The following is a 24,222-nucleotide window of genomic DNA, read 5'->3' as shown; positions in this document are numbered from 1 at the left end:
CGTTATTACGCTGTCGCCTTATTCAGCCTTGATGCCGCGCGTGCGGATCAGTTCGGCCCAGCCCGCGGTTTCCACGCGGATACGCGTGGCGAGCGCATCCGGCGTACCGGCAACCGGCTCCATGCCCTGCCGCGCCAGCTCTTCACGCACGGCCTTGCTGCCGAACACCTCGCGCACGTCGGCATGGAGCGCCTCCACCACAGGCGCCGGCGTGGCGCGCGGCACCAGCAGCGCGTACCACGAGCTGACCTCGATGCCGTGCACGCCCTGCTCGGCCAGCGACGGAATCGCGGGCGCCGCGGGCGAGCGCGTGGCCTGGGTCACGGCCAGCGCGCGCAACGCGCCGGAGCGGATAAACGGCGCCAGCGTGGGCAGCGTGCCGAACAGGATCGGCACCTGCCCGCCCACCACATCGTTGAGCGCCTGCGTGGTGCCCTTATAGGGCACGTGCAGTAGCGCGATGCCGGTCTGCTGGCGGAACAGCTCGCCAGCGAGGTGCAGACCGCTGCCCACGCCTGGGCTGGCATAGCCAAGCGGCGGCTTGGCGCGCTGGGCCAGCGCCACCAGTTCCTGCACGGAGCTAGCGCGCACGGAAGGGTGCACCGCCAGCACATTGGGCGAGCTTGCCAGTAGCGAAACCGGAAGGAAGTCTCGCTCGACGTTGTAGGACAGCGCCGGGAACAGCGTTGGGTTGATGGTCAGGTTGCCGGCGGGCGCCACCAGCAAGGTGCAGCCATCGCCCGCCGCGCGGCGCACCACATCGATGCCGATATTGCCATTGGCCCCAGGCTTGTTGTCCACCACCACGGTTATGCCGCGGCGCTGGTGCAAACCCTGCGCGAGCGTGCGCGCGAGCAGGTCGGCCGGGCCAGCCGCCGGGAACGGCACGACAATGCGCAGCGCGCTGCAGGCAGGGGCGGGTTGCGCGGCGCGCGCCGCTGGTGCAGCGCCAATCCACAGGCAGGAGATCGCGAGGCAGGCAGCGGCGGGCCAGCGCAGTGCACGCCTGAGGTTGGTTTCGGACTTCGGATGTCGCACTGGGGACCTGCTAAGGGTTGGCGTAATGAGAGTGACTCCCTGGCTTTTGTTTTATATATAAAACCATGAATCGCTATTGAGACAAATGAAAATATAGCCCGCCCTTTCCCGGAACGGGTCTAGGGTAATCCCTTGGTTTTTGGGGAAGCAGGTTTCGCGCCTAAACTAAAGACGGCACCCCGCCAGGCGCACGCCGTCCATGCCACTTTCGCGGCACGCGAACACCGCCACAGGGGGGGGCAAAAGGGGGATGCCGTGCAAGGCTTCCAACTCACGCTGTTCACCATCGAAAACCGCCGCCACCACGGCAAGCAGCTATCCCACTGGCTGCTGCAAATCTTGCGCGAACTGCAGATCCGCGGCGCCACGCATATGGTGGCGGCCGAAGGCATCGGCCATGACCGCCGCTTTCACACCTGGCATTTCCTGGAGCTGGCCGACCGGCCGGAGGAGATCACCGTGATTGCCACGGAGGAGGAAGTGCAGCGGCTGTTCGACCGCCTCGCCCTGGAAGACGTCCAGGTGTTCTACGCCAAGACGCCGGTGGAGTTCGGCTTCCTGGGAAAAAGCAGCGCGCCAGGGGCGCAGAGCCCCTGACCTGGCTGGGCCACGCGGCCTCACTCGGCCAGCGTGCGCCAGTCAATCCATGCTGGCCGCCACGCTAGCGCCGGTGCTGCCGCGCAAGGTGGCCTCCGGCAGACGCGCCACCAGGAAGGGCGCCACCAGCGACACGGCGGCGCTGAGCAGGAACAGCGTACGGAACGCGGCTTCGGCCACCGCCCGCACCGCGCCGGCATCGGCCGAAGTGCCCGCATCGCCCCCCACCATGGCGCGATGGAACATGCTCATCAGGATGTCCTCGCCGCCGGCCAGGTCCGCGATACCCATGCCGCCATGGCGCAACAGTGCGATCAGCACGGTGGTCAGCACCGCCACGCCAACCGCGCCGCCAAGCATGCGCGAGAAGGCGGTCAGCGCCGTGGCCACGCCCACCTGGTGCGCAGGCACCGCGTTCTGGGTAGCAACCAGGCCGCTTGGCAACTGCAGCCCGATGGCCAGGCCGAGCATCACCATCACCAGCGCGGTCAGCAAGACCGCATGCGGATCAACGAACGCCAGCGCGACGATCGCCAGCGGCGCGACCAGCGAGCCCGCCAGCTGCAGCGGCTTGTAGCGGCCGCTCCACGTCATCAGCCGCCCGGAGATGAACGCGCCAAACGGGATGGACAGCGTCAGCGGCACCAGCCGCAGCGCAGCGCTATCGGCCTGCACGCCGCCCACTACCTGGAAGCGCAGCGGCAGCAGCACGGACATGGCGATCAACTGGAAAAAGCACAGGAACAGCGTGACGCAGCAAATCGTGACCGTCGGCACGCGCAGCATGTCCAGCGGGATCATCGGATCCGCCACCCGGCGCTCTTGCCACACGAACAGCACCATGGCGACCATCCCGGCCACCAGCAGGCCAAGCGTCTGCGGCGTGGCGGCAGACTGCCCCTGCCCGAGCCGGGTCAGGAACACCAGCACGCCGGTCAGGCCGCCACCGAACAGCAGCGCGCCGACGTAGTCGATGCGATGGCGGCGCCTGCCCGCCGGCAGGTGCTTGAGCGCACGGCGGACCACCAGCAGCGCGATCAGCGCCAGCGGCAGATTGATCCAGAAAATCCAGCGCCACGACAGGTAGTGCGCCAGGTAGCCGCCGATCACCGGGCCGGCCATGCTGGCCACGGCCCATACGCCGCTCACATAGCCCTGGTAGCGGCCACGGTCGCGCAGCGGCACCACATCGGCAATGGTGGCCTGCGACACCGAGATCAGGCCACCGCCGCCCAGCCCTTGCAGGACGCGCGCGATGATCAGTTGCGGCATGGTCTGCGCCAGCGCGCACGCGATCGAAGCCAGGAAGAACAACACGATGGCAAACGACAGGACCGAGCGCCGCCCGAGCAGATCCGAGAGCTTGCCGTAGATCGGCGTCACCACCGTGGAGGCCACCAGGTAGGCCGAGACCACCCAGGCCATCTCCTCGAAGCCGTTAAGCTGCAGCGCGATCTCCGGCAACACCACGGCCACGATCGATTGCTCCAGCGCCCCCAGCAGGATGGCCAGCATCAGCCCGAAAATGATCTGCATCACCGGCACCGGCGGAACCGGCGGGGGGACGAATGCCGTGTTGCGAGGGTTACCGCCGTCGTCCGCGGCCTCGGAGGAGGCGGAAGTGGCTGAGGCGATCGCGGTCGCGGGTGACCGGGCGGAAGAAGGCGGAGCTGAAGCCGCCGGGAAGGACGGCATGGAGACGGCGGTCATGGGCGCAGGGGAGAGAACGCTTGCGGCGAGGGACATTGAGTGCGGCGCCACCGCGAACGGGCGGCATCGCTCCTGTCTGTTTTTGTATACAAGGGCGCTATTGTAGGCCTAAGCCTTGCGCCTTGCAGCCGCCCCGCCGCCTTGCCGGGCTCCTGACCTGAACGCCGCCAAGGCGACATTCAAGGCGACGTTGCCTGTCTCAGAACGATTCCCAGTCCCCTGCAGCCACAGCCGGGCTGCCGGCAGCCGGGGTGCGCGCGGCGCGGCGCGGCGCCGGTGTGGCCACGGCAGCAGCCTTGGCCTGACGGGCGGCGGGCAGCGCCTTGGAAGACAGCACTGGTTCGCGGCCCTGGCGCACCACCGGCGCGCGGGCCTTGCTAGGCAACACGGGCTCGCGGGGGGTGCGGACCGCGCCGGCACGTGGCGCTACGGCGGCTGGCCGGGCCGCCGGCTTGGCGGCGGTTGCTGGTGCTACTCGTGCTGCCGGTGCTGCCGGCGCTGCTTGAACCACCTGCACTGCCTGGGCAGCACGAGCGGCCGGAGCCACGGGCTTGGCCGGGGTCGGGCGAGCCGCCCCCGGGCGGGCCGGCGGGTGGCTCTTGCCACCTGCGGCCGTGTGCGCCGCAGGGCGCCGCCCCGCGGCTGCCGGCGCCACGCGCGCTGCGGCTACCGCCCGCGCAGGCGCAGCCGGTGCCGGCGCCCGTGCAACATGCGTTTGCGCCGGTGTCACCTGGAACCTGGATACATCATCGACCAGCCCGGCTGCCTGCTGCTGCAGGCTCTCGGCGGCGGCGGCGGCTTGCTCCACCAGCGCGGCGTTCTGCTGCGTCACGCTTTCCATCTGATTGATGGCACGGTTGACCTGCTCGATGCCGGAGGACTGCTCCTCGCTGGCCGCGGCGATCTCGCCCATGATGTCGGTCACGCGCTTCACCGCCCCGACGATATCGTCCATGGTGCGGCCGGCGTCCTCGACCTGCTTGGCGCCATGGGCCACCTGCCCCACCGAGCCATTGATCAGCTGGCCGATCTCCTTGGCCGCCGACGACGACCGCTGGGCCAGGCTGCGCACCTCTGCGGCCACCACGCCAAAGCCACGTCCTTGCTCACCGGCGCGGGCGGCTTCCACCGCCGCGTTGAGCGCCAGGATATTGGTCTGGAAGGCAATCCCTTCGATCACGCCGACGATTTCGGCGACCTTGGCCGACGATTGCGAAATATGCTGCATGGTCTCGACCACGCCGCGCACTGCGTGCCCGCCCGCCGTCGCCACGCCGGAAGCGCTGACCGCCAGTTCGTTGGCATGGCGTGCATTGGCCGCGTTCTGCTTGACCGTCGAGGTGAGCTGCTCCATGGATGCCGCAGTCTGCTCCAGGGATGCCGCCTGCTCCTCCGTGCGCTGGGACAGGTCGGTATTGCCCCTGGCGATTTCCCGGGTCGCGCCATCGATCGACCGCGTCGCGCCCTGGATGCCGTGCACCAGTGTCGCCAACTGCCCGAAAGCGCGCTCCAGCGCCCCCAGCATGCGGCCCATCTCGTCATCGCTGCTGGCTTGGATGACATAAGTCAGGTTGCCATGTGCGAGCGCTTGTGCCGCATCCAGCGCTTGCCGCGCCGGGCGCGTGATCGAGCGCGTGATGCCGATGCCGAGGACGGCGGCCAGCGCGACCGCGGCGGCAGCCAGGCCCAGCAGCAGGTTGCGCGCCATCTCATAGCGGGCATTGGCCTCCTGCACGGCAGCGGCGGCCACTTTGCGCCCCCCGTCGGACAATTCGCTCAGCTTGTCGAAGTAAGGTGCCTGCGCCGCCGGCAGGGTCGCGACCAGCGCGCTGCGAGCGCTGTCGAACTCGCCGCCCTGCAACTGGCGCAACACCGTGTCGAGCTGGGTGTCGTAAGCATTGCGTGCCTCGATCAGGGCACGATAGGTTTCCTGGATCTCAGGCCTGGCGGACCTGGAAAGCCACTTCCCAAGTTCATCCAGCGTGCCACGCATGTCCTGGCGCAGCGCGCCGATGCGCTCGGCGTTGCGCCGCACGGCAACCGGATCCTCATTCAGGGTGGCATCGCGCACCAGGATGCCGGTGCGCAGCGCATCTTGCTTGACACGCTCGATCTCCAGCACCTTGAACAGGCGCCCTTCCACTGTCAGGCGCATCGATTCGTTCATGGTGCGCAGGGACATCATGCCCAGCACGGCCACGGCAACCAGCAGCAGCGCCACGAGCGAAAACGCTACCGTCAGGCGCACCCCAATGCCAAAGTTTCGCAACCAACGCATCTTCCCGGCTCCTTTAACTCTTATCGCGCGCGCTTCATCCTCGCCCCGGACAGATTTCCGGAGCGACGCCGCATCGCGGGCTTAACGGCAGGGACGGGAGCAAGCTTGAGGGCTAAACAGCGACTTCCACAAAGAAGCGGAAAAATGCGGAATTGAAAGGGAATATAAGGGGGAAAAGCCCGGCAATTCGAACGATTGGCCGGCTGCAACCTGTCGTCTAATGTCACCCATGCACTTCGAAGTGCCGCCACCGGCGCTTGTCGCCGAGGGCGCACAACAAGCAAAGTGGGCGCACAAAAAAAGAAGCCCACGCGCGGGGTGCTCGTAGGCTTTCCAGGACTGCTTTAGAGCCGAAAGGCCCTGAAGCGAATATAAACCTGCTTACATGAGGTGTAAATCCAATTTCTATCAGGGATAACTCTGATAGAAAAAGTGTCGAAAATGTCACTCAAGTGGCGAATACGCGGCATGGGATACATCGCAGCAGCAGGCCAGGGCCACCTTGTTGCCCGCAAACCCGTGCCAGATAGGGAATGCGGGCGCAGGTGGCGTTGGGACTTGCCACGCAAGCGCCTATCAATGCATAGATTTGCAGCGTGATGCAATAGTTTTATTAGAGGAAAATCTCTACACGAGACGCGCCCCCCAACCGTCAAGATTTGTAAGAAATTTTGTTACCCTCGCCCCTGAAGTATTCCCCTTCTCTTCTGGCGGCGTCGCCCGCCACAGCTTGCGGAGCAGCATCGGACCCACCGCCTGGACACAACCCAGGTCCGGTCCCGGCCCATGCCGCCTCGCCGTCCCGCGCCAGCACCGAGAGCGGATGTTTCATCCCCCGCCCAGCCCAGGCCGCGCCACAGCCGGCGCCCAGCCGTGCTGTCACACCGCATTGCCCAGGCCCAGTTATTGGACCGTTGCCAGCCGCCAGAACCCGAGCGGGCTCTTCCGGAGAAGTTGTGAACAAGAAGGTAACCAGGATCGATCGCCCGAGCCGGAAACTGCAGCACCTGCAGCTCTCCACCCACAGCGCAAGTCGCAATCCTGTCGTCGTGCATTTATCGAACGGCATTCGACTGCACGGCGTGATCATGGCGGCGGACAACTATATGGTGCTGCTGGCAGAGTCTGCGCAGGACCCGCTTCCGCAGATCGTCTACAAGCATTCCATCGCCGTGATCACGCCGGCTCACGCCCCCGAGGCCATGGCCTGCGTGCCCGGGGCGGAGACCTCGCCGGATTTTGTCAGCTTATATACACCGCGTACCCGCAAGCGCCGCTAGGCGTTGCCGGCGTCACGCCGCAGGCCCGGCGGGGCTCGTTTCGCGCCGAATCCGCCACTCAGTTTCAATCCATCGCAAAGATCACTCTAAATCTTTTCCGGCACCAACCGATAACCCAAACAACGGTGGCACTTCTCGCCCAGCATTGCCTGGCAGCCAACGTTGCGGCAGCAGCCGGATTGCACAATCTACTGTAAAGAATAGGAGTCGTACCATGTCGATGACCATCAATACCAACACGTTGTCCCTGATGACGCAGAACAACCTGAACGCTTCGCAATCGTCGCTGAACAGCGCGATCCAGCGTCTGTCGTCGGGCCTGCGTATCAACAGCGCCAAGGACGACGCCGCCGGCCAGGCGATCGCCAACCGCTTCACCGCCAACATCAACGGCCTGACGCAAGCACAGCGCAACTCCAACGACGGCATCTCGCTGGCGCAAACGACTGAAGGCGCGCTGAACGAAGTCAACAACAACCTGCAAGCTATCCGTACCCTGTCCGTCCAAGCCGCAACGGGCAGCAACTCGGCAAGCGACCTGCAATCGATCCAGGACGAAATCACGCAACGTCTGGCTGAAATCGACCGCACTTCGCAACAAACCGACTTCAACGGCGTCAAGGTCCTGTCGTCCACCGCCACCCCGCTGAGCGTGCAAGTCGGCGCCCAAGACGGCCAGACCATCTCGATCGGCCTGCAAGAAATCAGCTCGAAGACCCTGGGCATGACCGGCTTCACGGTGGCCAAGAACGCACTGAGCACCAGCGGCGCCATCACCACGGTTGCAGCCGCCACCGGCTCCGCACCGGTTTCGGTCAACCTGACCTCGGCTGCCAACGCCCTGTCCGCCGTCGTCGGCTCGACCGTCAGCACCAGCTCCCTGACCCTGAACAACGTGCTGGACACCGCCGGCAACGCCACCAGCAACTACGTGGTCAAGTACGGCAACGACAACTACGCTGCCTCGGTCGACGCCGCCACCGGCAACGTCACCCTGAACAAGGTGCAAGTGAAGATCGGCGATGCCGCCAACGGCAACACCGGCAACACCGTGGCTGGCCAGCTGGTCAAGGTCGGCGCCAACACCAGCGGCGCTGCAGTCGCTTTCATCACCCAAGGCGGCAACAACTACGCGCTGTCCGCCGGTACGCAGGCTGGCGCCCAGGCCAACGGCGGCTCGACCACCACGTCGGTCACGGATGCCACCCAAATCGAGCTGAGCACCGCCGGCACCACCACCGCAACGGCCCAGTTCACTGGCTCGGGCAGCACCAACCCGCTGGCCCTGATCGACAAGGCGCTGGCCACGGTCGACAAGCTGCGCAGCTCGCTGGGCGCAGTGCAGAACCGCTTCAACTCGGCCATCACCAACCTGGGCTCGGCTGTGACCAACCTGTCGGCTTCGCGCTCGCGCATCCAGGACGCTGACTACGCGACCGAAGTGTCGAACATGTCGCGCGCCCAGATCCTGCAACAAGCAGGTACGTCTGTGCTGGCCCAGGCCAACCAGTCGAACCAAGGCGTGCTGTCGCTGCTGCGTTAATTCTCGCAACAGACGGCGGTCTCCTAGCAGGACGGGCTCTACCCGGGCCCGTCCTGCCGGGAATGTTTTCAGAGCGGTCTCCGCTCTGAAAGCGTTTCCACCGAAGCCTTTTGTGCACAGACCCAACGCTGCGAGAACAGATCATGATCAGTTCGACCGAACCGCTACTGCCAATGCCGGCCACGCTCACCGCCGGGCCGGCATCGTCCGTTGGTGCCGCCGGAGCGGCGAGAAGCCAGGCGGATCCGGGTTCGGGGCCAGCGGAATCGAAGCCGGCCGACAGCGCCCATGCGGCCGGCAGCACCGGGCTGGACAGTGCGCTGAAGAGCCTCAACGAGGCACTGGAGGCCACCCCGCTCGAGGTCCGCGTCAGCATCGACAAAGCCACGCACAGAATGGTCACGAGTGTCGTGGACAAGGTCTCCGGCGAGACGATTCGCCAGTTCCCCACAAAAGAAGTCCTGCGCATTGTCCGCGCCATTGATAAGCTGCAGGGCCTGCTGATTCACCAAACCGCCTGATCGGGCGCCTCTCCCCGCACACATAAACCACAGGTACGCATCATGAGTTCAACGAGTGCAACGAGTTCGACAAGCGGTTCAGCGATTTCGTCGCTTGGTGTTGGTTCCGGCCTGGATCTGAGCACTTTGCTGACCAATCTGAAATCGGCGGAACAGCTCAAGCTCACCCCGATCACCGATCAGCAGAGCGCGGTCAACACCCAGCTTTCAGCTTATGGCGTGCTGCAGGGGGCGCTGGCCTCGTTCCAGTCCGCCGCCACCGCCCTGGGCACGGCCAGCCTGTACAACAGCACCACCACCTCGTCGAGCAACACCAGCGTGCTGAGCACCTCGGCCGACAATACCGCGGTGGCGGGCAGCTATGCCGTCAACGTCTCGCAGCTGGCACAGTCGCAGACGCTGGTCTCGAACGGCATCACCGACAGCACCGGCCAGCAGCTGGGCAGCGCCACCATCCAGATCCAGTTCGGCACCACCACCACCAGCGGCGGCACGACCACCTTCACACCCGGCAGCGCCGCGGCAGCGTCGATCAACATCAACGGCACCAACAATACGCTGAGCGGCATCCGCGACGCCATCAATGCCGCCAATGCCGGCGTTACCGCCAGTATCGTCAACGACGGCAGCAGCACGCCCTATCACCTGGTGCTGACCTCGAACACCACCGGCGCTGCTTCGAGCATGAGTGTTTCGGTCAGCAGCAACGGCAGCGGCGACCCCACCACCATCAGCAACCTGCTGACGTACAACCCGGGCGGCACGACGGCGATGACGCAGAACATCGCGGCACAGGACGCCAAGCTCAGCATCAACGGCCTGGCGATCACCAGTGCCAGCAATTCGGTCCAGGGCGCGGCCCAGGGCGTGACCCTTAACCTGGCCACCACCGGCACCAGCACGGTGAACGTGGCCAGCAACACCAGTGCCATGGCTACCGGTGTGCAGAGCTTCGTCACCGCGTACAACACCCTGCAGTCCACGGCGGCCCAGCTCTCCGCCTACGACCCGAGCACCAAGACCGCCGGCGCGCTGCTGGGCGACTCCACGCTGCGCGTGATCGAGAACCAGCTGCGCAACGTGATCAATACCCCGCAGACGGCCACCGGCACCACCGGCCTGACCAACCTGACGCAGATCGGCATCAGCTTCAACGCCGACGGCAGCATGTCGCTGGATTCGAGCAAGCTCAATACCGCACTCACCACCAACCGCACGGGCGTCGCGCAGTTGTTCAGCGGCACCGACGGCAAGTCGGGCTACGGCAACCAGCTGTCGAGCGCGGCGGCGGGCTTTGTCTCGCCCACGGGCGCACTGACTACCGCCACCAACGGTGTCAACGCCACGCTCAAGTCGCTCGCGACCCAGTACACCGATGTGTCGGCCCAGATCGATGCCGCGGTGGCGCAATACCAGACCGAGTTCCAGAACCTGGACACGCTGATGGCACAGCTGAACTCGACCAAGACTTACCTGACGCAGCAGTTCAGCTCTTCGAGCAGCACTTCGGGCTGAGCCCGGCCAGGTTTCTCGCACACGTCATAACAAACTCAGGGAGCGCCGCCATGTACGCACGCACCGCCGCCAACGCCTACACCAATGTCGGCCACGAGACCGGGGCCATGAGTGCCTCGCCGCACCGCCTCATCGTCATGCTGTTCGATGGTGCACGGGCGGCGATCGCCCGCGCCAAGTTCCACATGGAAGCAGGCAAAATCGCCGAGAAAGGCAAAGCCGTCTCCAACGCCATCAACATCATCGAAAGCGGGCTGCGCGCGTCGCTGGATCATGGCGCCAGCGCCGAGCTTGCCGGCAATCTCGATGCGCTCTACGACTACATGACCCGGCAGCTGATGCTAGCCAACCTGCATAACGACGAGAGCCGCTTCAACGAGGTGGACAAGCTGCTGGCCGACATCGCCTCGGCGTGGAGCCAGATCGATCCGGCAGCCATGCCGGAGCCTGCGCCCCAGGCGTCCATGCCGAGGGAAGCGGTCTCCATAGGGTCCTGACATGCTGCCGCAAAAGAAGAAGATCATCGCCTGCTACGAAGAACTGCTGCGCCTGTCCGGCCTGATGTGCGAAGCCGCGCGCGCGGGCAATTGGGATACCCTGTGCGCGCTGCAGAACGGATACGTCACCCAGGTCAGCACGTTGAAGAGCATCGATGACGTGGCATTGCTGAGCGCCGAAGAGCGGCGCTACCGCTACCGGATGCTGGAAAACATCCTGTCGCAGGATGCCGCCATCCGCAACCTGGTCACGCCGAAGATGGAGGAATTGGGGTACCTGCTGAATAACTCGCGCCGCCGCCAGGAACTGCATCACGCCTACGGCTCGCCGGCCTGATACGGCGAATGATCGGCATCAACCTTCCGGCAGATGTATCGCTTGCCCTGCGCGCGGATCCGCAGGCGCTCAAGTCCGCCCTTACCGTAGCCAAGCTCGCAGCCCTGCAGCCGGTTGGCACCGTCACCGACATGGTGGGGTCTGCCGAGGGCGGCAACACCGTGCAGCAAGGCCGGGCTGGAACGGTCGGTACCGGCATGCCGCCTGCGCCCGAAGGCGCGGCAACGACTTCGGCGCGCGAGTCGCTCAGCACGGCCGCGCGCGTCATCCTCGATATCCTGGACGGCACCGACGCCGCGCCGCTGCGCAGCGCGGCGCCCATCGTGGCCACACCGCCTGGCAGCGGCCAGGCCGGCTCGCTGGCAAGCGCGCTGGCCCGCCAGGTTGGGCAAAGCGGCCTGTTCTATGAGTCGCATCTCGGCCAGTGGCTGAACGGCACGCGCGCGCTCGACAGCCTGATGCGCGAGCCACAGGCCATGCTGGGGCGCCCGCCCGCTCCGCCGGCCACCACGGATCCCGCACAACCCGTATTGCAGTTGACGTATCAGCCGGCCGCGGGCGCGGCGGCGCCTGCCCCGGCGCAGGCTGTTGCCCAGGCGGCTGCCAAGGCAGCCACCGCTGTCGCCGTCGCGACGGATTCGGGCAGCCTCCCCCTTCCCGCAGAAGGTCCCGGTGCCGACACGCCGGCACAAGCGCAGAAGGCCGCGAGCACTTATTCAGCGCCCGCTCCCAGCACCGCCTCCACGGCGGCGGCGCCTGCCGCGAACCCGTCCACGCCCTCGGCACATCTCGCCCAGCAGGCAACCCAGGCCTACCAGGCAGCTTCAGCCACGCCGGCGCCGCGTGCGGTGCATCTCTCGGCGGACGACATCTTCGGCGCAAGCAAGCCGGCCGCCGACCCGTTGCGAGCCGCCAGCGCCACCGGCCCCGCCGTGCACCCCGATGCCACCACCTTGGTGCGCCAGCAGCTCGACACCCTGGCAACCCAGCAATTCCGCTGGATGGGCGAAGCGTGGCCGGGTACACCGATGCAATGGCAGATCCTGCGCGAGCAGGATGACAACCCCGCGCGCGGGCAGGGCGAGCCGGATGCCATTGCCGACGGCATCTGGTCGACCCGGCTGGTCCTCGAATTCCCCAACCTTGGCACCGTGGAGGCCAGAATCAGGCTGACCGGCAACAGCATCGAAGCACGCCTGGCGGCGCCCGCCTCCGTCAATCTCCTGGCCGGTGCGCGCGCGCAGCTCCAGGATCGCCTCGCCGCGACCGGCCTCGATCTCACTGCGATGGCGGTGGATGGCATCTTCCAACCGGCCGGGGGCACCAGGCGGTGAGTCAACCCGACGACAACGCGCGCGGCTCCGCGGTAGCGCTGAGCTACGACGAAACGCGCGACAATAGTCCCCGCGTGGTAGCCAAGGGCTACGGCGACGTTGCCGACGCCATCATCGCCCGCGCCCGCGACAGCGGCGTCTATGTCCACAACTCCCCCGCGCTGGTGACCCTGCTCATGCAGGTCGACCTGGACTCGCGCATCCCGGAGCAGTTGTACGTTGCCGTGGCCGAATTGCTGGCCTGGCTGTATCAGCTCGAAAAGGGCGAGGCACAAGCCGGTTCCGCGCCGGCGTCGAATACGTTCAGCCCTCGCTGAGTCCCCGGCGGCGGCCGCCCTCCCCCCCCGAAAGCGCCGCATTCACCCCACTGCTGCCCCGCCTCCGGAATTAGCCTCTTTTTTGGCTTGTATTCCGGCCTCCCCGTGCCTGTCGTCCTGATAACTTTCAGGGGCCGGAACAGCCTGGCGATGCCGCCGCGACACCGCCTTTCCCGGTACGCGGCGGCGTCGCCAATAAGCGCATTGCCTGTACCAGCCCGCCAAGACGGGCCCAACCGATGAAACCTACCAACGCTAGCAAGTCTCCCCGCCAGATCGAGAAGGCTCGCGCAGCCTACCAGGCCGGCCAGTACCGCGCTGTACTCAGAGAAGCCGAAAAGGCGGAGCAGATCCTCGGCAAGCGGGCCGACGCCTCTTACTGGCAGATGGCAGCCTGGCTGGCCCTGCAGGATACGAAGAAGGCCGGCGAGATCCTGCGCGACGGGCTGCAGCATTTCCCCGACGACATCGAGCTGATGTCTCTTGGCGGTTTCGTCCTGCTGCGCAACGGCGAGCACGAGCAAGCCAGGCAACTGCTGCTGCACTGCGTCGGCGCCGCTCCCGGCTCGCTGAGCGCGTGGGTGCACTACGCCGCCCTGCTGCTGGAGTTGCGCGAACCCGCGGCGGCCAAGGAAGCCGCCAGCAAGGCACTGGCGATCGACCCCAACGAAGCCACTGCGGCCTGCAACTACGCCCTGGCCCTGAAGGAGACGGGCGAAATGGTGGAGGCCATGCCGGCGCTGCGCAAGGCGGTGAAGCTGGCACCGCGCAGCCTCGCCATCCGGGCCAACCTGCTGTTCGCGATGTTGTTCGCCCAGGAGACCACGGCGCTTGACCTGCTGCGCGAAGCCAGAACCTACGAAACGCTGCTGCTGGACGGCCCGCGCTTGCCGCGCAACGACATTGCGCCGCGGCGCACCAGCGGTCCGATCCGCCTGGGCCTATTCTCGAACGACCTGCTGCGCCACGCTTGCGCCTACTTCATCCTGCCGCTGATGGCACATCTGGACCGCTCCCGGGTGGAAGTGGTGGCGCTCTCGCTCAACCCGCAGAGCGACCACGTCACGGACAAGATCCGCCTGCACGCCAACGAGTTCATCGAACTGGCGGGAAGAACCACCACCGACATCGTGCAGACCATCCGCGACGCGCAGCTCGACGTCGTGATGGATCTCGGCGGCCATACCGGCAATTCGCCGCTGCCATACATGGTGCACGAGCTGGCGCCGGTGCAGATGACCTGGCTTGGCTATCCCGGCAGCACCGGCCTGAAGTCCATCCAGTACCGCATCAGCGACGCGACCTGCGACCCGGAAGGCTTCGAGCCCCACTACACTGAAACCCTGCTCAGGGCGCCCACCGTCTTCTGCACGTATGCGCCGCTGGTGCACAGCCCGCTCAATGCGTACGGCCCGAAATACAGGGTCCAGGAGACGCCGGCGCTGCGCACCGGCGCGATCACCTTCGGCTCCTGCAACAACCTGGGCAAGATCACCGAGCAGACCGTGGCCCTGTGGAGCGCGGTTCTGGCCCGCTGCCCGGACAGCCGCCTGCTGATCGAAGCACGCGACCTCGACAACGACGCCGTCAGCGGCCCCCTGCTGGCGCGCCTGGCCCAGGCCGGCATCGATCCGGCCCGGGTCGCCTGCGTCCCCCGGCTGGCGACGAACCAGTACCTGACCTATCACGACATCGACATCATGCTGGACACCGCGCCGCTGACCGGCGGCACCACCACCTGCGACGCCTTGTGGATGGGGGTGCCGGTGATCACGCTGGCGGGGTCGGCCTTCCACTCGCGGATGTCCGCCAGCTTCCTGCATGCGCTCGGCCTGGGTGGCCTGATCTGCCACAGCGACGAAGCGTACGTCGAGATGGCCGCGCAACTGGCCGCGGACGCAAACCAGCTCAACGCCTTGCGCCTGTCGCTGCGGCAGCGTTTCGAGCAGAGTCCCCTGGCCGACAGCGCCGCCTTCGCGCGCTGGATGGAAGACCAGCTCACCGAAGCGCTCAAGCCGCACCGCCCGGTCGACAGCACGCCCGGCCCGCACGACGGCGTGTACTTCTCCGGCACCTGGCACACCATGGCGGAAATCGTGATTGCCGTCGCTGGACTGCTGGAGGCGGGCCGCTACGTGGAACTGCGGGCGCTGCTCGATAACTTCTCGGCGAAGTGGCCCAGGCACTGGATCGTTCCCTACGCACTCGCCGAGATCGAACATCGCGCCGGGCAGCACGACACCGCGGTCGATTACCTGATGGAGAGCGTTGGCCTGCGGCCCTATCACCTGCCGCTGTACCGCCTGCTTAGCGCGCGGCTCGACGAGTACCAGTACGACAAGGGCTCGCTTGGCGAATTCATGCTGCAGCAACTCGGGGTGCCGCTGGCACTCGTCGAACAGCAGGGTGCGCCAACGGTGCTGGAAATCCTCGGCATCGACGTCAGCCAGCCAATGCAAGCCGAGCCGGCACATGCATGAGCTACCGCTCGCCCGGGGTGCGGACCGCCCCCGGGCTCATCCGCCCGGCGCCGTTGCGGCTGGGTGTTGCCCTGCAACGGCCTGCCGGCCCGGCAAATCCACCCTTACCCTATGAAGAACTTCGCATTCAACGCCAAAGCGGACCAGCATAACAAGAAGGCCGAAGCCAGTCATTTCTCTGGCCACTTCGAGGAAGCCATCGTCCATGCGGAGAAGGCCAGGAAGCTCGCCCCGCATATGGCCAAGCCCTACTACTGGGCGGCTTTTTCATCGCTGGAACTGCATCGCCTCGACGACGCGTACCGTTTCGCCCAGGAAGGACTGGCCGCGCATCCCGGCCAGCCTGAGATCGCGTCCATGTGCGCGCGCATCCTTGCAGCGATGGGCAAGCTGGAGGACGCCAGGACCATGCTGCGAGACTGCGTGGCATCCCACCCGCGGTGCCTTGAAGGCTGGGCGAACTACGCCATCGTGCTGAACAAGCTGGGCATGCATGCCGAAGCCAAGCAAGCCTCGCTCAAGGCCATCGAGATCGCCCCGGATCATCCGGCGATCCTGGCCAACTATGCCAACGACCTGAAAAACACCGGCTTTGCCGAGGACGCGATCCGGGTGTTGCGCCGCGCCGCGGCAACCGCGCCAACCAACAAGAACATCCGCTCGAACCTGCTGTTCATGCTTCTCTTCGGCGAGAAGACGAGCGCGCAAGACTTGCTGGCCGAAGCCTCCAGGTATGCGCAAGTGCTGGCGCGCGAGCGGCTGCCGGCGTTGCCCGTGCAGCCCCGCCCCCGCTCGGACAGGATCCGTATCGGCATCCTGTCGAACGACTTGTACAAGCATGCCTGCGCCTACTTCCTGATCCCGCTGATCGCCAACCTCGACCGCGCCAGGTTCGAAGTCGTGGCGCTCAGCCTGCACGCCTATCACGACAACGTCACGCACAAGATTTCCATCTACTGCGACCGCTTCGTCAGCCTGGCCAATAAGCCGGATGGTGAAATCGTCAAGCTGGTCCGCGAGGAAAACGTCGATGTGCTGATCGACCTTGGCGGATATACGGGCACCTCGCCGCTGCACTACATGGTCCACGGCCTGGCTCCGGTGCAGCTCACCTGGCTTGGCTATCCTGGCAGCACCGGCATGCCGGCAGTGCAGCATCGCGTGACCGACTGGATCGGGGATCCGGCCGGGGCAGAGCCCAACTACACCGAGAACCTGCTGCGCGCACCCGGCCCGTTTGCCGTCTACCACCCGCTGGTTGGCAATCCGCTGACGGTCTATCAGACCGAATACCAGGTCAGGGAAACGCCGGCGCTGCGCAATGGCTTCATTACCTTCGGCTCCTGCAACAACATCGGCAAGCTGACCGACCGGACCCTGCGGATGTGGAGCGCCGTCCTGGCGCGCTGCCCTGGCAGCCGGCTGCTGGTCGAGGCGGCAGGGCTCGATACGGATGAAGTGAAGGTGCCGCTGCTGGAGCGCATGCAGCAAGCCGGCATCGACACGCAGCGCGTCACCTGCATCCCCCGGGAAGGCAAGAACCAGTACCTGACCTACCACGACATCGATATCGCACTGGATACCTCGCCGGTCACCGGCGGCACCACGACCTGCGACACGCTCTGGATGGGCGTGCCCGTGATCTCGCTGGCCGGCCCGGCATTCCACACCCGCGTCTCCGCGCCCTTCCTGCACGCCGTAGGCCTGGGCGGCCTGGTCTGCGAAACGGAGCAGGCCTACGTCGAGATGGCCGCGCAGCTTGCCGCGGACGTGGAGCAGCTCAACGCGCTGCGACTCTCCCTGCGGCATCGCTTCGAGAAGAGCGCCATCGCCGACGTGGCCGGATTCACGCGCTGGTTCGAAGACCAGGCGGCGCATCTGATCAGCCAGCACCGGGATGTGAGCCACCTCAAGCCGCGTACGCAGGACGGCGTGTTCTGCAATGGCGCCTGGCATTCGATGGAAGAACTGGTGCTGACCATCGGGCTGCTTCTGCAGGAAGGACGCCATATCGAGTTGAACAGCCTGCTGGAAAACATGTCGGCCAAGTGGAGCAAGCATTGGCTGATCGCCTTCGCGCTGGGCGAGATGGCCCAGCGCGAAGGCCGCTACGACCGTGCGCTCGAACTACTGATGGAAGCCGTCAACCTGCGTCCGTACCACCTGCCGCTCTACCGCCTGCTCAGCGTGCGGATGCGCGAAGGCGGTCATGACACGAGTCCCGTGGCCGATATCCTGCAGCAGCAGTTCGGCCTCGACCTGGCCCTGCTCGATAGCCAGGGCAAACCTTCGACCTACGAAATCCTGGGCATCCAGGTGCTGGAGGAAGCAGCATGAAAGCCGTCATCCTGGCGGGCGGGCTGGGTACCCGCATATCCGAAGAGTCCCACCTGCGTCCCAAGCCCATGATTGAAGTGGGCGGCAAGCCGATCCTGTGGCACATCATGAAGATGTATGCCGCACACGGCATCAATGACTTCGTCATCTGCCTGGGCTACAAGGGCTACGTCATCAAGGAATACTTCGCCAACTACTTCCTGCATATGTCGGATGTGACCTTCGACATGTCGGAAAACCGCATGGACGTGCACTGCCGCAAGGCCGAGCCGTGGCGCGTGACGCTGGTGGATACCGGCGAGGAATCGCAGACCGGCGGCCGCCTGCGGCGCGTGCGCGAGTACCTCACGCCTGGCGAGCCGTTCTGCTTTACCTATGGCGACGGCGTGTCCGACATCGACCTCACCGCCGAGATCGCCTTTCACCGCAACCACGGCCGCTGGGCCACGGTGGCGGCGGTGCAGCCGCCGGGACGCTACGGCGCGCTCGAGCGTACCAGCGAAGGCATGGTGGCCGGCTTCGCGGAAAAGCCGCGCGGCGACGGCGCCTGGATCAATGGCGGCTTCTTTGTGCTGCAGCCCGAGGTACTCGACCTGATCGCCGACGACAAGACGAGCTGGGAGCAAGCCCCCATGGAAGAGCTCGCCACGCGCGGGCACTTGCTGGCGTTCGAGCACCAGGGCTTCTGGCAGCCGATGGACACCCTGCGCGAGAAGAACATGCTGGAGCAGTTGTGGCAATCCGGCGCGGCACCCTGGAAGACATGGTGACCCGCATGCTAGACGGCTACACCGGCCGGCCGGTCTTCGTGACCGGCCACACCGGCTTCAAGGGCGCATGGCTCGCGCTATGGCTGGCTCGCCTCGGCGCGCGGGTGACAGGCTATGCGCTGGCGCCCGAATCGCCGGCCGGCCTGTTCACTGCGGCGGGCGTCCAGAGCACGCTGCACGCCCACCACCTGGCTGACATCCGCGATGCGAGCACGCTGGCTGCCGCCATGCAGGCAGCGCAGCCGGAGATCGTCTTCCACCTGGCGGCGCAGCCGCTGGTCGGGGCCGGCTATCGCGACCCGGTGGCCAACTGGGCCACCAACGTCATGGGCACGGTCAACCTGCTGGAAGCGGTGCGCCACTGCCCTTCGGTACGTGCCGTGGTGGTCATCACCACCGACAAGTGCTACGACAACAAGGAATGGTTCTGGGGCTACCGCGAGACCGACCCGCTCGGCGGGCATGACCCGTACAGCGCCAGCAAGGCCGCGGCCGAGCTGGTTGCCGCCAGCTATCGCAATGCCTTCCTGGCCGAACGCGGCGTGCTGGTCGCCACCGCGCGCGCCGGCAATGTCATCGGCGGCGGCGACTGGTCCGACAATCGCCTGGTGCCCGATGCCGCACGCGCGGCCGCCGCCGGCGCGGTGCTCGAAATCCGCAACCCGCAGGCAACGCGGCCCTGGCAGCATGTGCTGGAAGCCCTGCACGGCTACCTGCTGCTCGGCGCACGCCTGATGGCCGGAGAGCAAGCGCTTGCGCGCGCCTTCAACTTCGGCCCGCAAGCCGCCGACAACCTCGCCGTGGGCGCGGTGCTGGCGCGACTGGCGCAACACTGGCCCGAATTGCGCTGGGAGCATCGCCCGGATCCCGCCGGCGCCGCACCGCACGAAGCCCGCAACCTTCACCTGGACTCTGCGCTGGCCAGAGGACTGCTTGGCTGGGAGCCGCGCTGGCCGCTCGACCAGGCCCTTGCCGCTACCGCCCACTGGTACCGTGCCGTGCATGAAGCTCCGGCCCAGGCGCGGTCCGTTACCGAACGACAAATCGAGCAATTCTGCGTATGACAGACGCTGCCCACGCCATTCCCGCTACCCATTCCAGCCACGCTGCCAGCGACGCGGCCTGCCGTTCCTGTGGCCAGCCGCTCGCGCAGACCGTGGTGGACCTTGGCCTGTCGCCAGTCTCCAACGCGTTCATCAAGGCGGACGACCTGGCCCTGGCGGAAACCTTCTACCCGCTGCATGCGATGGTGTGCCAGCACTGCTGGCTCGTACAATTGCGCGACGCCACGCCTGCCCAAACACATTTTCACGACGACTACGTCTACTTCTCGTCGTACTCGTCGTCATGGCTGGAGCACGCGCAGCGCTATGTCAGCACCATGACCCACCGCCTCGGCCTGAACGCCGACAGCCGCGTGATGGAGCTGGCCAGCAACGACGGCTACCTGCTGCAATACTTCGTGCAAGCCGGCATTCCCTGCCTGGGCGTGGAGCCCACCGCCAACACCGCCGCCGCCGCACGCGCCAAGGGCGTGGACAGCCGCGAGCTGTTCTTTGGCCGCGACACCGCGCGCGCGCTGCGCCAGCAAGGCTGGGAAGTGGACCTGCTGCTGGGCAACAACGTGCTGGCGCATGTGCCGGACATCAACGACTTCGTCGGCGGCATGCCGCTGGTGCTCAAGGCCCAGGGCGTGATCACGCTGGAGTTTCCGCACCTGCTGCGCCTGATCGAGCAGAACCAGTTCGACACGCTTTATCACGAGCACTACTCGTACCTGTCGCTATCGGCGCTGGAGCCGGTATTCGCCCGGGCCGGCCTGCGCGTGTTCGATATCGAGCACCTGCCCACCCATGGCGGCAGCCTGCGCGTGTTTGCCTGCCATGCCGACGCCAACCACGCGACCCGCCCCTCGGTGGCCGCCACGCTGGAAGAAGAACGCGTCGCCGGGCTGCGCTCGGCCGCGCTGTATGCCGGCTTTGCCGAGCGCGTGCGCAAGGCCAAGCGCGACCTGCTCGCCTTCCTGATCGAAGCCCGCAATGCCGGCAAGCGCATCGCGGCGTATGGCGCCGCCGCCAAGGGCAATACGCTGCTCAACTACTGCGGCGCCGGCACCGACTTCATCGACTACGTGGTCGATCGCAATCCCACCAAGCAGGGCCGCCTGCTGCCCGGCACCCGCATCCCGGTGGTGGCGCCCGAGCAGGTCTTCAGCGACAAGCCCGACTACCTGCTGATCCTGCCCTGGAACATCAAGGACGAAGTCATCGCGCAGATGGCCGGCATCCGCGAATGGGGCGGCCGCTTCGTGGTGGCCATTCCGGAAACCGCGGTGCTGCCATGATTTTCACGCGGACCCCCATCGAAGGCGCATGGCTGGTGGACCCGGAGCCCCTGGCGGACGAGCGCGGCTTCTTTGCGCGCACGGCTTGCGTGGATGCCTTCGCGGACCACGGGCTGAACGGGCGCTTTGTGCAGCAGAGCATCTCGCGCAATACCCGGGCCGGCATCCTGCGTGGCATGCATCTCCAGTACGAGCCTGCCGGCGAGGACAAGCTGGTGCGCGTCACCACCGGCGCCATCTTCGATGCGATCCTGGACCTGCGCCCCTACTCGCCAAGCTACCGCCAGTGGTTTTCGGTGGAGCTGACGGCGCAGAACCAGCGCGCGCTGTATATCCCCAGGGGCGTGGCGCACGGTTTCCAGACCCTGACGGATCTGTCCGAAGTCTTCTACCAGATGACCGTGCCATTCGCGCCTGCCCACAGCGGCGGTGTGCGCTGGGACGATCCCGAGATCGGCATCGCCTGGCCGCCTTGCGAGAACCGGCTGATCTCGGCCAAGGACCTTGCACTGCCGTGCCTGGCAGCGGTCAGTTGTTATTGAATTTCGTATTGCCCGAAACACCGAAACACCGAATTTCCCGAATTGCCGAATCATCAAATCCAACCGGTCAGCGAAGCCGACCAACAAGCCAAACTGCGGAGCCATTCCATGAGTACCGATCAATTGCAGAAACTGTCCAAAGCCCTGCGCGAAGTTGGCACCAGCGCGGCCGCGCGCGACCGGCTGGTCGCGCTGTGCAAGTCCATCGAGCAAGACCTTTCCGGCTACGAAGGCAGCGTGCGCGATGACATCACAGGCCCCATCGTCGACGCCATGTACGACGACGAATCGCGCCTGCGCAAGACGCTGGCCGATGGCACCGTGTTCGAGTTCCTCTACCGCACCAAGATCGCCCGCGATTTCCTGATGAGCACGCCGGCGCAGCCGGACCACGTATGGGAGCCGCAAACCACCAAGCTGCTGGTCAAGCTGTGCCAGAACGGCGGCAACGCGGTAATTGGCGGCGCTTACTTCGGCGACCAGGTGATCCTGATGGCCAAGCAGCTGGCGGCCGCCGGCGGCGCCTGCCACGCGTTCGAGCCCAATGCCGACCAGCTCGGCATGCTGCGCAACAACGCGCAGCTCAACCATGTGGAGAACATCCACAGCTGGCGCCTGGGCCTGTGGTCGGACAGCAGCACCCAGCTGCGCCTGGTCGGCAACGACTCCTTCGCCCACGCCGAGCGCGCCGATGGCGCTGCCGGCGACGACAGCTTTGCCACCATCACCATCGACGACTACTGCGCCCAGCAAAAGCTCGACAAGCTCAGCCTGATCATGCTGGACATCGAAGGCGCCGAGCTTGACGTGTTCAAGGGCGCGCGCGAGCAACTGTCGCGCCCGGCGCCCGATGCCCCGAACATCGTGTTCGAGGTGCACCGCCACTACGTGGACTGGAGCAACGGCCTGGAGAACGCGGAGATCATCCAGCTGCTCCAGGGCTTCGGCTACAGCGTGTTCGCGGTGCGCGACTTCAACTCCAACGTGGACATGGCCGGCCGCCCCATCGAGCTGATCCCGGTCGACGAGGTCTACCTGGAAGGCCCGGCGCACGGCTTCAACATGGTCGCCGTCAAGGACCCGTCCCTGCTGCAGGGCGCGGACTTCTCCGTGTGCCATGGCGTGAGCCCCAAGCTGCTGTGGCACCGTGACCCGGCGCTGCATCACCCGTTGTCGTGAGGCCAGACATGCCCGGCTCCGTACCTTGTACCGTGATCGGTGGCGCCGGCTTTGTCGGCCAGCGCCTGGTCCAGGCGCTGCGCCAGGCCGGGCATGAAGTCCATGTGCCCGGCCGGGACGACCCCGGCCTGCTGGCGCGCGACCTCGGCCGCGTGTTCTATTGCGCCGGCCTGACCGCCGACTTTGCCGCGCGCCCCTTCGATACGGTCGAAGCCCATGTCGGCTTGCTGGCCCGGCTGCTGCAGGCGGGCCGCTGGGACCACCTGGTCTATCTCTCCTCCACCCGCCTGTATGACAGCTCCGCGCTGCCGGTAGGCGACGAGGCCGGCGCGCTCACGCTGCAGCCAGCCAACCCGCGGCATCTCTACGACCTCTCCAAGGCGCTCGGCGAAAACCTGTGCCTCACGCTCGCGCCGGAGCGCACAGCCGTGGCGCGGCTGTCCTGCGTCTTCGACTGGTCGCCGGGCTCGCCTGGCTTTCTCTCCGAATGGCTGCAGCGCGCATCGACCGAGCGCGCGTTCCAGCTCGACAGCGATGCCGCCTTGGTGCGTGACTACATCCACCTCGACGATGTCGTGCAAGCCCTGGCCACCGTGTCGGCACTGGGCGAGCGCGGAATCTTCAACGTGGCCAGCGGCGCCAACGTCTCCAACGGCGAACTGGCCGACGTGTTCAACCGCGCAGGCTGGGCTGTCGAACTGGCCAGGTCCACCCGGGCGCAACCGGCGGCGGTATGCAGCGTGACGCGCCTGCGCGCGCTAGGCGTAGCACCGCGCGACGTGCGCGAGGTGCTGGCCGCTCACCTGGAAGGAGCAAGAACATGGAACTGATCGACCAGACACCTGAAAGCCTTGCCGCCTACACCTGCGCGCAGGTCGCGGCGCTGGTGCCGGACGGCAAGGCAGAGACCTTGCTGCCGCTGATCAAGCGCCACCAGGCGCAAGCACTGGCCCGGGTGGAACGCTGCATCAACGCCGTACGCATGTGGCACCCAGGGCGCTTCAACTACCTGCACTCCAGCCAGTACTGCCAGTACCTCTACTACCTGGCCAACACCATCTGGCGCAACGAGGGCGACGCCCGCGCCTGCACGCGGCTGTTCCTGCTGAACAAGGCGCTCAACGGCATCGACCTGTTCTACGAGATCGAAATGCCGGAAGTCTTTTTCATCGGGCACTCGGTCGGCATCGTGCTGGCAAAAGCCACCTACGGCAATTACCTCGTGCTGTACCAGAACTCCACGGTAGGCAAGAACCACGGCGCCGCCCCGATGATCGGCGACGGCGTGGTGATGTATCCCAATACCGCCATCATCGGCCGCAGCCATGTGGGCAATGGCTCGGTGATTGCGCAGGGCGTTAGCGTGATCAATCGCGATACGCCGGGAGATTGCCTGGTGTACGCGGGAAATGCCGGGGATCTGGTGTGCAAGCCGGTGCGCGAACCAGCGGCGGAAGAGTATTTCCGGTTGTAAGTTCCCGGGAGGCTGTCGGCCCGTGCCGTAACGAAGGCATCGCGGCATAGCAAGCGCCCGCCCTCTCCCCCGGCCCCTCTCCCACAAGTGGGAGAGGGGAGCCAACCAGCGGCAAGATCAACCAACTGT

The 24,222-nt window shown here is 66.2% G+C and carries 21 protein-coding genes; 18 read left to right on the top strand and 3 right to left on the bottom strand.

Going from position 1 to position 24,222, the window contains the following annotated elements; translation table 11 throughout:
- Positions 1 to 18: 18 nt before the first annotated feature.
- Positions 19 to 969, bottom strand: coding sequence for a tripartite tricarboxylate transporter substrate binding protein (locus AC1RQC_RS37265; protein ID WP_492886459.1), 951 nt, complete (start codon positions 967 to 969; stop codon positions 19 to 21).
- A 324-nt stretch (positions 970 to 1,293) separates the two neighbouring features.
- On the opposite strand from AC1RQC_RS37265, the gene AC1RQC_RS37260 reads away from it, so the two are divergent.
- The gene (locus AC1RQC_RS37260; protein ID WP_492372372.1) at positions 1,294 to 1,635 is read left to right on the top strand and encodes a DUF190 domain-containing protein; all 342 of its coding nucleotides are present in this window, start codon (positions 1,294 to 1,296) and stop codon (positions 1,633 to 1,635) included.
- Between the two features lie 42 nt (positions 1,636 to 1,677).
- On the opposite strand, the gene AC1RQC_RS37255 is transcribed toward AC1RQC_RS37260, so the two are convergent.
- Positions 1,678 to 3,171 (bottom strand): MDR family MFS transporter, encoded by a 1,494-nt coding sequence (locus tag AC1RQC_RS37255; protein ID WP_492831945.1) that lies wholly within the window; start codon positions 3,169 to 3,171, stop codon positions 1,678 to 1,680.
- Positions 3,172 to 3,544: 373 nt separating this feature from the next.
- Positions 3,545 to 5,623, bottom strand: a complete 2,079-nt coding sequence (locus tag AC1RQC_RS37250) for a methyl-accepting chemotaxis protein (RefSeq protein WP_492886417.1) — start codon at positions 5,621 to 5,623, stop codon at positions 3,545 to 3,547.
- A 956-nt stretch (positions 5,624 to 6,579) separates the two neighbouring features.
- Here AC1RQC_RS37250 and AC1RQC_RS37245 point away from each other — a divergent pair.
- The 17 genes from AC1RQC_RS37245 to AC1RQC_RS37165 all read left to right on the top strand — a co-directional run bounded on the left by AC1RQC_RS37245 (position 6,580) and on the right by AC1RQC_RS37165 (position 24,093).
- Positions 6,580 to 6,903, top strand: coding sequence for an RNA chaperone Hfq (locus tag AC1RQC_RS37245; protein WP_492372375.1), 324 nt, complete (start codon positions 6,580 to 6,582; stop codon positions 6,901 to 6,903).
- Between the two features lie 214 nt (positions 6,904 to 7,117).
- Positions 7,118 to 8,446 carry a FliC/FljB family flagellin gene (locus AC1RQC_RS37240; RefSeq protein WP_043353502.1) on the top strand — a complete coding sequence of 443 codons (1,329 nt, stop codon included), beginning with the start codon at positions 7,118 to 7,120 and terminating at the stop codon, positions 8,444 to 8,446.
- 143 nt (positions 8,447 to 8,589) lie between these two features.
- Positions 8,590 to 8,967, top strand: a complete 378-nt coding sequence (locus tag AC1RQC_RS37235) for a flagellar protein FlaG (protein WP_492886415.1) — start codon at positions 8,590 to 8,592, stop codon at positions 8,965 to 8,967.
- A gap of 42 nt (positions 8,968 to 9,009) precedes the next feature.
- Positions 9,010 to 10,482 carry a flagellar filament capping protein FliD gene (gene fliD / locus AC1RQC_RS37230; RefSeq protein ID WP_492832846.1) on the top strand — a complete coding sequence of 491 codons (1,473 nt, stop codon included), beginning with the start codon at positions 9,010 to 9,012 and terminating at the stop codon, positions 10,480 to 10,482.
- 50 nt (positions 10,483 to 10,532) lie between these two features.
- Positions 10,533 to 10,979: a flagellar export chaperone FliS gene (fliS, locus tag AC1RQC_RS37225; protein WP_492372378.1), complete on the top strand. Its 447-nt coding sequence runs from the start codon at positions 10,533 to 10,535 to the stop codon at positions 10,977 to 10,979.
- A 1-nt stretch (position 10,980) separates the two neighbouring features.
- Positions 10,981 to 11,316 (top strand): flagellar protein FliT, encoded by a 336-nt coding sequence (locus AC1RQC_RS37220; RefSeq protein WP_492372379.1) that lies wholly within the window; start codon positions 10,981 to 10,983, stop codon positions 11,314 to 11,316.
- A gap of 8 nt (positions 11,317 to 11,324) precedes the next feature.
- Entirely contained in the window at positions 11,325 to 12,650 is a 1,326-nt protein-coding gene (fliK, locus tag AC1RQC_RS37215) for a flagellar hook-length control protein FliK (RefSeq protein ID WP_492832844.1), read from the top strand.
- Positions 12,647 to 12,967 carry an EscU/YscU/HrcU family type III secretion system export apparatus switch protein gene (locus AC1RQC_RS37210; RefSeq protein WP_492372381.1) on the top strand — a complete coding sequence of 107 codons (321 nt, stop codon included), beginning with the start codon at positions 12,647 to 12,649 and terminating at the stop codon, positions 12,965 to 12,967. The genes fliK and AC1RQC_RS37210 overlap by 4 nt, the downstream gene beginning before the upstream one ends.
- Positions 12,968 to 13,206: 239 nt before the next feature.
- Positions 13,207 to 15,447: an O-linked N-acetylglucosamine transferase, SPINDLY family protein gene (locus tag AC1RQC_RS37205; protein ID WP_492886413.1), complete on the top strand. Its 2,241-nt coding sequence runs from the start codon at positions 13,207 to 13,209 to the stop codon at positions 15,445 to 15,447.
- Between the two features lie 111 nt (positions 15,448 to 15,558).
- On the top strand, positions 15,559 to 17,784 hold the full coding sequence (locus tag AC1RQC_RS37200; protein ID WP_492886411.1) for an O-linked N-acetylglucosamine transferase family protein: 2,226 nt from the start codon (positions 15,559 to 15,561) through the stop codon (positions 17,782 to 17,784).
- Positions 17,781 to 18,554 carry a glucose-1-phosphate cytidylyltransferase gene (gene rfbF / locus AC1RQC_RS37195; protein WP_043353489.1) on the top strand — a complete coding sequence of 258 codons (774 nt, stop codon included), beginning with the start codon at positions 17,781 to 17,783 and terminating at the stop codon, positions 18,552 to 18,554. Before AC1RQC_RS37200 ends, rfbF begins: the two co-directional genes overlap by 4 nt.
- A 5-nt stretch (positions 18,555 to 18,559) precedes the next feature.
- Positions 18,560 to 19,618, top strand: a complete 1,059-nt coding sequence (gene rfbG / locus AC1RQC_RS37190) for a CDP-glucose 4,6-dehydratase (RefSeq protein ID WP_492372392.1) — start codon at positions 18,560 to 18,562, stop codon at positions 19,616 to 19,618.
- A complete protein-coding gene (locus tag AC1RQC_RS37185; RefSeq protein WP_492372384.1) occupies positions 19,615 to 20,898 on the top strand; it encodes a class I SAM-dependent methyltransferase in 1,284 nt (427 codons plus the stop codon). The genes rfbG and AC1RQC_RS37185 overlap by 4 nt, the downstream gene beginning before the upstream one ends.
- Positions 20,895 to 21,440, top strand: coding sequence for a dTDP-4-dehydrorhamnose 3,5-epimerase (gene rfbC, locus AC1RQC_RS37180; RefSeq protein ID WP_309408345.1), 546 nt, complete (start codon positions 20,895 to 20,897; stop codon positions 21,438 to 21,440). The genes AC1RQC_RS37185 and rfbC overlap by 4 nt, the downstream gene beginning before the upstream one ends.
- A 108-nt stretch (positions 21,441 to 21,548) precedes the next feature.
- Positions 21,549 to 22,619, top strand: a complete 1,071-nt coding sequence (locus AC1RQC_RS37175) for an FkbM family methyltransferase (protein WP_150992975.1) — start codon at positions 21,549 to 21,551, stop codon at positions 22,617 to 22,619.
- Between the two features lie 8 nt (positions 22,620 to 22,627).
- Positions 22,628 to 23,449 (top strand): NAD-dependent epimerase/dehydratase family protein, encoded by an 822-nt coding sequence (locus AC1RQC_RS37170; protein ID WP_492832836.1) that lies wholly within the window; start codon positions 22,628 to 22,630, stop codon positions 23,447 to 23,449.
- Complete coding sequence (locus AC1RQC_RS37165; RefSeq protein WP_492886409.1) at positions 23,440 to 24,093, top strand: LbetaH domain-containing protein; 654 nt, start codon at positions 23,440 to 23,442, stop codon at positions 24,091 to 24,093. Before AC1RQC_RS37170 ends, AC1RQC_RS37165 begins: the two co-directional genes overlap by 10 nt.
- Positions 24,094 to 24,222 lie beyond the last annotated feature (129 nt).

It is taken from the genome of Cupriavidus sp. GW822-FHT03E04, assembly GCF_058801495.1.
Note: the sequence above shows the minus strand (reverse complement) of the source record. Positions and strands in the feature narration are given on the sequence as shown.